Origin of the sequence: Pseudomonas sp. HMWF006, from assembly GCF_003061205.1 — a bacterium.
Taxonomy (GTDB): domain Bacteria; phylum Pseudomonadota; class Gammaproteobacteria; order Pseudomonadales; family Pseudomonadaceae; genus Aquipseudomonas; species Aquipseudomonas monsensis.
The window spans coordinates 1-8,629 of the sequence record NZ_QAIU01000402.1; the positions used below are offsets into that span (position 1 = coordinate 1).

The 8,629-nt window shown below is 62.0% G+C and carries 7 protein-coding genes; 1 reads left to right on the top strand and 6 read right to left on the bottom strand.

Annotated elements, in window-relative coordinates:
• The 6 genes from DBR24_RS16700 to DBR24_RS16730 form a co-directional block, all read right to left on the bottom strand.
• On the bottom strand, nt 1–682 hold a 682-nt coding region (locus DBR24_RS16700; protein WP_177490600.1), incomplete at its 3' end, for an MmgE/PrpD family protein.
• Nucleotides 683–862: 180 nt separating this feature from the next.
• Nucleotides 863–2,053, bottom strand: a complete 1,191-nt coding sequence (gene prpF, locus DBR24_RS16710; RefSeq protein ID WP_128615304.1) for a 2-methylaconitate cis-trans isomerase PrpF — start codon at nt 2,051–2,053, stop codon at nt 863–865.
• Nucleotides 2,054–2,106: 53 nt separating this feature from the next.
• Nucleotides 2,107–4,701 carry a Fe/S-dependent 2-methylisocitrate dehydratase AcnD gene (gene acnD, locus DBR24_RS16715; protein WP_123463660.1) on the bottom strand — a complete coding sequence of 865 codons (2,595 nt, stop codon included), beginning with the start codon at nt 4,699–4,701 and terminating at the stop codon, nt 2,107–2,109.
• A gap of 202 nt (nt 4,702–4,903) precedes the next feature.
• Complete coding sequence (gene prpC / locus DBR24_RS16720; RefSeq protein WP_128615305.1) at nt 4,904–6,031, bottom strand: 2-methylcitrate synthase; 1,128 nt, start codon at nt 6,029–6,031, stop codon at nt 4,904–4,906.
• Between the two features lie 146 nt (nt 6,032–6,177).
• Complete coding sequence (gene prpB, locus DBR24_RS16725) at nt 6,178–7,071, bottom strand: methylisocitrate lyase (protein ID WP_123463664.1); 894 nt, start codon at nt 7,069–7,071, stop codon at nt 6,178–6,180.
• Entirely contained in the window at nt 7,068–7,790 is a 723-nt protein-coding gene (locus DBR24_RS16730; RefSeq protein WP_174377155.1) for a GntR family transcriptional regulator, read from the bottom strand. The genes prpB and DBR24_RS16730 overlap by 4 nt, the downstream gene beginning before the upstream one ends.
• A 336-nt stretch (nt 7,791–8,126) precedes the next feature.
• Between DBR24_RS16730 and DBR24_RS16735 the strand changes: the two genes are divergently transcribed.
• A partial coding sequence (locus DBR24_RS16735) for an ATP-dependent zinc protease (RefSeq protein WP_146189066.1) occupies nt 8,127–8,629 on the top strand: 503 nt, incomplete at its 3' end.

Sequence of the window (8,629 nt, forward strand, 5' to 3'; positions counted from 1 at the left end):
CCCCCGCCGCCCAGGATTTGCGCGACCCGGCATTCGGCGCATGGCGATAGGTGCGCAGCGCCTGCCCGTCGGCGAAGGCATGCGACAACGCCGACAACAGTTGCTCGCGGCTGGCGCCCATCAGTTTCGCGGTGACCGCAGTCGAAGCAACCTTCACCAGCAGGACATGATCGAGGCCGACGCGATTGAAAGAGTTTTCCAGCGCGATCACGCCTTGAATCTCGTGGGCCATGATCATCGCTTCGAGCACATCGCGCACCGTCAGCGGCGCTTCACCATTGGCCAGGCGCTTTTGCGACAGGTGATCGGCTACCGCGAGAATCCCGCCGAGGTTGTCCGACGGGTGCCCCCACTCGGCGGCGAGCCAGGTGTCGTTGTAATCGAGCCAGCGCACGATGCAGCCGATGTCCCACGCGGCTTTAACCGGGTCGAGGCGATACGACGTGCCCGGGACTCGCGCGCCAAATGGCACCACGGTGCCTTCGACGAGCGGGCCCAGGTGTTTGGTGCATTCGGGAAAACGCAGCGCCAGCAGGCCACAGCCCAACGTATCCATCAGGCAGTTGCGGGCGGTATCGAGGGCTTCGGCAGACTGGATTTTGAAAGTGAGGACGTAATCGGCGATGTCCTGCAGGACACGGTCGTAGTCGGGGCGGTTGTTCAGGTCGACGTTGGCGCTCATGTTCGATTCACTCTGGCAGTGGTTCGTTGATGGGACCTCGGTTCAGGCTGGCAATTTTTATTATTGAATTCACTCCCTGTAGGAGCTGCCGAAGGCTGCGATCTTTTGATCCTGATCTTCAAAAACAAAATCAAAAGATCGCAGCCTTCGGCAGCTCCTACGAGGGGGTTATGTACTGGGTCAGAAGGAGTCGCCGGGCACGCGCACGTAGCCTTCCATCAGCACCCGCGCACTGCGGCTCATGATGGCTTTCTTCACCACCCACTCACCGTTTTCCAGACTGGCCTCGGCGCCGACGCGCAGGGTCCCGGACGGATGACCGAAGCGCACGGCATTGCGCTCGACGCCACCCGCCGCAAGGTTGACCAGAGTTCCGGAAATCGCCGCAGCCGTGCCAATCGCCACCGCTGCCGTGCCCATCATCGCGTGGTGCAATTTGCCCATCGACAGCGCACGCACCAGCAGGTCGACGTCACCGGCGGCAATCGCCTTGCCGCTGGACGCAACGTAATCCGCAGGCTTGGCCACGAACGCGACTTTCGGTGTGTGCTGCCGCTTGGCCGCTTCATCCAGATGGCTGATCAGGCCCATGCGCAGCGCACCGTAGGCGCGGATGGTTTCGAACATCTGCAGCGCTTTCGGATCGCTGTTGATCGCGCTTTGCAGCTCGGTGCCGGTGTAGCCGATGTCTTCGGCGTTGACGAAAATCGTCGGGATCCCGGCGTTGATCATGGTCGCCTGGAACGTGCCAACGCCCGGCACCTCAAGCTGATCGACCAGGTTGCCGGTGGGGAACATCGAACCGCCGCCGCCCTCTTCTTCGGCCGCCGGGTCCATGAATTCGACCTGCACTTCGGCCGCCGGAAAAGTCACGCCGTCGAGTTCGAAATCACCGGTTTCCTGCACCTCACCGTTGGTGATCGGCACGTGGGCGATGATGGTCTTGCCGATGTTGGCCTGCCACACGCGCACCACCGCCACGCCGTTGTACGGAATGCGGCTGGCATCGACCAGACCATGGCTGATGGCGAACGAACCGACCGCCGCCGAGAGGTTGCCGCAGTTGCCGCTCCAGTCCACGAACGGCTTGTCGATGGACACCTGACCGAACAGGTAATCGACGTCGTGATCGGCCTTGATGCTTTTCGACAGGATCACGGTTTTGCTGGTGCTCGAGGTGGCACCGCCCATGCCGTCGATCTGTTTGTCGTACGGGTCGGGGCTGCCGATCACCCGCAGCAGCAAGGCGTCGCGGGCCGGACCGGGAATCTGCGCGGCTTCAGGCAGATCCTTGAGGCTGAAAAACACGCCTTTGCTGGTACCGCCGCGCATGTAGGTGGCGGGGATTTTGATCTGTGGTGCGTGAGCCATGGTTGCTCCTCAAAGGACCAAGGGACTTATCATCCCTTGGTCGCTTAACTGGTTTAAACGGCAGCCGCCGACTCTTCGAGGAAGTCCTGGGCGAAGCGCTGCAACACGCCGCCGGCCTCATAGATCGACACTTCTTCAGCGGTATCGAGGCGGCAGGTCACCGGCACTTCGACGCGCTCGCCGTTGTTGCGATGGATCACCAGCGTCAGGTCGGCGCGTGGCGTGCGGGCACCGATCACGTCGTAGGTTTCGCTGCCGTCGATGGCCAGGGTGTGGCGGTCGGTGCCGGGTTTGAACTCCAGCGGCAACACACCCATGCCCACCAGGTTGGTGCGGTGGATGCGCTCGAAACCTTCGGCGACGATCGCTTCGACGCCTGCCAGGCGCACGCCCTTGGCCGCCCAGTCGCGGGACGAACCCTGACCGTAATCGGCACCGGCAATGATGATCAGCGGCTGCTTGCGCTCCATATAGGTTTCGATGGCTTCCCACATGCGCATCACTTTGCCTTCCGGCTCCACTCGCGCCAGGGAACCCTGTTTGACCTTGCCGTTTTCCACGACCATTTCATTGAACAGTTTCGGGTTGGCAAAGGTCGCGCGTTGCGCAGTCAGGTGGTCACCCCGGTGCGTGGCGTAGGAGTTGAAGTCCTCTTCCGGCAGGCCCATTTTCGCCAGGTATTCGCCAGCGGCGCTGTCGAGCATGATCGCGTTGGAGGGCGACAGGTGATCGGTGGTGATGTTGTCCGGCAGCACCGCCAGCGGGCGCATGCCCTTGAGCGGACGGGCCCCGGCCAGCGCGCCTTCCCAGTACGGCGGACGGCGGATGTAGGTGCTCATCTCGCGCCAGTCGTACAGCGGCGTGACTTTCGGGCCGGTGTCTTCGTGAATGGCGAACATCGGAATGTAGACCTGACGGAACTGCTCCGGCTTCACCGACGACTTCACCACCGCGTCGATTTCTTCGTCGCTCGGCCAGATGTCTTTCAGGCGGATTTGCTTGCCGTCGACCACGCCCAGCACGTCCTTCTCGATGTCGAAACGGATGGTGCCGGCAATGGCGTAAGCGACCACCAGCGGCGGCGAAGCGAGGAACGCCTGCTTGGCGTACGGGTGAATGCGGCCGTCGAAGTTACGGTTGCCGGAGAGCACTGCAGTCGCGTAAAGATCGCGGTCGATGATCTCTTGCTGGATCACCGGATCGAGTGCGCCGGACATGCCGTTGCAAGTGGTGCAGGCGAACGCGACGACACCGAAACCCAGTTGCTCCAGCTCCGTGGTCAGCCCCGCTTCATCGAGGTACAGCGCGACGGTTTTCGAGCCCGGCGCCAGCGAGGATTTGACCCACGGCTTGCGGGTCAGGCCGAGTTTGTTGGCATTGCGCGCCAGCAGGCCGGCGGCAATCACGTTGCGCGGGTTGCTGGTGTTGGTGCAACTGGTGATGGCGGCGATGATCACTGCGCCGTCAGGCATTTGCCCCGGCACGTCATCCCACTGCCCGGAGATGCCTTTGGCCGCCAGATCCGCCACCGCGACGCGGGCGTGCGGGTTGCTCGGGCCGGCCATGTTGCGCACCACCGACGACAGGTCGAACGTCAGGCCGCGCTCGTATTGCGCGCCTTTCAGGCTGTCGGCCCACAGGCCGTTGAGCTTGGCGTACTGCTCGACCAGTTGCACTTGCTGATCTTCGCGACCGGTGAGTTTCAGGTAGTCGATGGTCTGCTGGTCGATGTAGAACATCGCCGCGGTGGCGCCGTATTCCGGGGCCATGTTGGAGATGGTCGCGCGGTCGCCGAGGGTCAGCGCCGACGCACCTTCGCCGAAGAACTCCAGCCATGCGCCGACGACTTTCTGTTTGCGCAGGTACTCGGTCAGCGCCAGCACCATGTCGGTGGCGGTGATGCCCGGTTGCAGCTTGCCGGTCAGTTCGACGCCGACGCTTTCCGGCAGGCGCATCCACGAGGCACGGCCGAGCATCACGCTTTCGGCTTCGAGGCCACCGACGCCGATAGCAATCACGCCCAGCGCATCGACGTGCGGGGTGTGGCTGTCGGTGCCGACGCAGGTGTCAGGGAACGCCACGCCATCGCGCACCTGGATCACCGGCGACATTTTCTCCAGGTTGATCTGGTGCATGATGCCGTTGCCTGGCGGGATCACGTCGACGTTCTTGAAGGCCTTTTTGGTCCAGTTGATGAAGTGGAAACGGTCTTCGTTGCGCCGGTCTTCGATGGCGCGGTTCTTCTCGAACGCCTGCTTGTCGAAACCGCCCGCTTCCACCGCCAGCGAGTGGTCGACGATTAATTGCGTCGGCACCACCGGGTTGACCTGCGCCGGGTCACCGCCCTGCAAGGCGATCGCGTCACGCAGGCCGGCGAGGTCGACCAGTGCGGTCTGGCCAAGAATGTCGTGGCACACCACGCGCGCCGGGAACCACGGGAAGTCGAGGTCGCGTTTACGCTCGATCAGTTGTTTGAGGGAATCAGTGAGCGTGGCCGGATCGCAGCGACGCACGAGGTTTTCCGCCAACACGCGGGAGGTGTACGGCAGGGTGTCGTAGCTGCCGGGCTGAATCGCCTCGACCGCCGCACGGACGTCGAAGTAATCCAGGGAACTGCCGGGCAGGTTCTTGCGGAATGCTGTGTTCATCGGGTCAGGACTCGGGTCACGGTGGTTTCAAAGGGTGGGCCTGGTACCGACCTCAAATTCACATCGACCACTGTGGGAGCGAGCTTGCTCGCGAAGACGGACTGACATTCAACATCAATGTCGACTGATCTACCGCATTCGCGAGCAAGCTCGCTCCCACAGGATCTGGGTGATTTCAATGCCGATGGTTGGCCCGCACCATTCAGCGACGTTCGATTGGCACGAACTTGCGCTGTTCTACGCCGATGTACTCGGCGCTCGGACGGATGATGCGGTTGTTGGCGCGCTGTTCGAACACGTGGGCGGCCCAGCCGGTCAGGCGCGAGCAGACGAAGATCGGCGTGAACAGCTTGGTCGGGATGCCCATGAAGTGGTACGCCGAGGCATGGTAGAAGTCGGCGTTAGGGAACAGTTTCTTCTGCTCCCACATGGTCTTGTCGATGGCTTCGGAGACCGGGAACAGCACCTTGTCACCGACTTCGTCAGCGAGTTTTTTCGACCAGCCCTTGATCACCTCGTTGCGCGGATCGCTGTCCTTATAGATCGCGTGGCCGAAGCCCATGATCTTGTCCTTGCGCTCAAGCATGCCGAGGGTGCCCTTGATCGCCTCTTCCGGCGACGAGAAGCGTTCGATCATTTCCATCGCCGCTTCGTTGGCGCCGCCGTGCAGCGGGCCGCGCAGCGAACCGATGGCAGCCGTGACGCAGGAATACAGGTCAGACAGGGTCGACGCGCAGACCCGGGCGGTAAAGGTCGAGGCGTTGAATTCATGTTCGGCGTAAAGAATCAGCGACACGTTCATCACTTTGACGTGGAGTTCACTCGGCTTCTTGTCGTGCAGCAGGTGCAGGAAGTGGCCGCCGATGGTTGGCTCGTCGCTGACGCAGTTGATGCGCTTGCCGTCGTGGCTGAAGCGATACCAGTAGCACATGATCGCCGGGAACGCCGCCAGCAGGCGGTCGGTCTTGTCGCGCTGTTCGGAGAAGTCTTTCTCCGGCTCGATATTGCCGAGGAACGAGCAACCAGTGCGCATCACGTCCATCGGGTGGGCGTCGGCGGGAATGCGTTCGAGCACCTCTTTCAGTGCTTGCGGCAGGTCGCGCAGCTTGCTCAGCTTTTGCTGGTAGGCGTCGAGTTGTGCCTGGGTCGGCAGCTCTCCGTACAGCAGCAGGTAAGCCACTTCTTCGAACTGCGCGTCTGCCGCCAGTTCACGCACGTCGTAGCCGCGATAGGTCAGCCCGGCACCGGCCTGGCCCACGGTGGACAGTGCGGTTTGCCCGGCCACCTGGCCACGGAGCCCGGCGCCACTGAGTACTTTTGCTTCGGCCATTGCTGTCTCCAATCTTCTTGAATTTGTAGGGAAACTTGTAGGAGCGAGCCTGCTCGCGAAGGTGGCTGGAACACCTCGGCACATCAGGAACACCGCGTTATCGTTAACGCCCATCGCGAGCAGGCTCGCTCCCACAGGGGTGTTGGTCAGCCTTTCTTTTGTGCAAACAACGCATCGAGCTTCTGCTCGAAGGTGTGGTAGTCGATGCGGTCGTAAAGCTCCATGCGAGTCTGCATGGTGTCGATGACATTCTGCTGCGTGCCATCACGGCGGATCGCGGTGTAGACGTTTTCCGCCGCCTTGTTCATCGCGCGGAATGCCGACAGCGGGTACAGCACCAGCGACACATCCGCTCCCGCAAGCTGCTCGGTGGTGTACAGCGGCGTCGCGCCGAACTCGGTGATGTTGGCGAGGATCGGTGCCTTCACGCGGCTGGCGAACAGTTTGTACATCTCCAGTTCGGTAATGGCTTCCGGAAAGATCATGTCGGCGCCCGCCTCGATGCACGCAGCGGCGCGATCCAGAGCCGATTCCAGGCCTTCCACCGCGAGCGCATCGGTACGCGCCATGATCACGAAGCTGTCGTCGGTACGGGCATCGACGGCGGCCTTGATGCGATCGACCATTTCCTGCTGGCTGACGATTTCCTTGTTCGGACGGTGGCCGCAGCGCTTGGCACCGACCTGGTCTTCGATGTGAATCGCCGCCGCGCCGAACTTGATCATCGACTTGACGGTGCGCGCCACGTTGAACGCCGACGAACCGAAACCGGTATCCACATCCACCAGCAGCGGCAGGTCGCAGACATCGGTGATACGACGCACGTCGGTCAGCACGTCATCCAGGCCGGTGATGCCCAGGTCCGGCACACCGAGCGAACCTGCAGCGACGCCGCCACCGGACAGGTAGATCGCTTTGAAGCCGGCGCGCTTGGCCAGCAGCGCGTGGTTGGCGTTGATCGCGCCGACCACTTGCAAGGGATGCTCGCTGGCGACCGCATCGCGGAAACGCTGGCCTGGAGTGTTCTGCTTGGAACTCATGACTCACCTCGTTCAGTGGCTGTCTTATTGTCGGCGCCGTCCTGGTAATGACGGGCGATGTTGCGTTTCGAGGCGCCGATGTGGCGGCGCATCAACAATTCCGCGAGCTCGCCGTCACGGTCGGCGATGGCATCGAGAATCCGGTGGTGTTCGGCAAAGGCCTGACGCGGGCGGTTCGGCGTGGTGGAAAACTGGATACGGTACATGCGCACCAGTTGGTACAACTCGCCGCAGAGCATCTGGGTCAGGGTGCGATTGCCGCTGCCCTGGATGATCCGGTAATGGAAGTCGAAATCGCCTTCCTGCTGGTAGTAGCCGACGCCGGCCTGAAACGCCGCATCGCGCTCATGGGTTTCCAGCACCCGGCGCAGTTCGTCGATGTCTTCGACGCTCATGCGTTCGGCCGCCAGACGGCAGGCCATGCCTTCGAGGGACTCGCGTATTTCGTAGAGTTCGAGCAGTTCGGCGTGGCTGAGCGACACCACTCGTGCGCCGACGTGCGGTACCCGCACCAGCAGGCGCTGGCCTTCGAGCCGATGAATGGCCTCACGCAGCGGCCCGCGGCTGATGCCGTAGGTGCGCGCCAGCTCCGGCTCGGAGATCTTGCTGCCCGGGGCGATCTCACCCTTGACGATGGCCGCCTGGATGCGTCGGAAGACGTTTTCCGAGAGCGTCTCGGAATCGTCGCCGCTGATGACCGGGGGATCGAGTTGATCCAGCATAATTGTCGACACCTTTAAATCCAATGCGGCAAAAACTAGCCAATTCACCCGCGTCCGTCAAAGGATAAATACACATTGTCGACAATCGTCTAATAACCACAGCCAATGGTCCTTTTGATCAGCCAATCACCTGTGGGAGCAGAAGCCCCAGGGTTATAGACCGCCGCAGGCGCTGGCGCCATAAAACCACCGTGCTAGAATGCCGCCCGCATTTGCTGGCCATTTGTACGGCTTGTCATAAAAAGCTGATAGGCACACGAAGGTGCTGGCGCAGGCAGGAAAGCCTGCTGCCAAGCCCTTGAACCGAGAACGGAACGCTGCGCACCAGGATTTATGAGACTCAAGCCCTTCCCCACCTTTTTTGCTCTGTTTTGCCTGCCCGGCCTCGCCGCAGCGGGGGAAAAAACCGTGTACGGCCTTAACGAATACGCGTCGCTCGATGGCATCAATCTGGAAGTCGCGGCCAAACTCGACACCGGTGCGAAAACCGCATCACTGAGCGCCCGCGACATCAAACGCTTCAAACGCAACGGCGAGTCGTGGGTACGCTTTTACCTGGCGATCGACGCCGCGCATTCGCACCCGATCGAACGGCCGCTGGCGCGGGTCAGCAAGATCAAGCGCCGCGCCGGCGACTACGACCCGGAAGAAGGCAAAAAGTACACTGCCCGCCCGGTGATCGAGCTGGATATCTGCATGGGTTCGGCTTTGCGCAGCATCGAAGTGAACCTGACCGACCGTAGTGCGTTCCAATACCCGCTTTTGATTGGCTCCGAGGCGCTGAAACGCTTCGATGCGCTGGTCGCTCCCAGTCTTAAATACGCTGCCGGCAAACC

What these genes read in the sequence shown, in the direction of transcription:
- acnD (WP_123463660.1), bottom strand. Translation starts at nt 4,701, where the DNA reads ATGAACACAGCATTCCGCAAGAACCTGCCCGGCAGTTCCCTGGATTAC.
- prpC (WP_128615305.1), bottom strand. Translation starts at nt 6,031, where the DNA reads ATGGCCGAAGCAAAAGTACTCAGTGGCGCCGGGCTCCGTGGCCAGGTG.
- prpF (WP_128615304.1), bottom strand. Translation starts at nt 2,053, where the DNA reads ATGGCTCACGCACCACAGATCAAAATCCCCGCCACCTACATGCGCGGC.
- prpB (WP_123463664.1), bottom strand. Translation starts at nt 7,071, where the DNA reads ATGAGTTCCAAGCAGAACACTCCAGGCCAGCGTTTCCGCGATGCGGTC.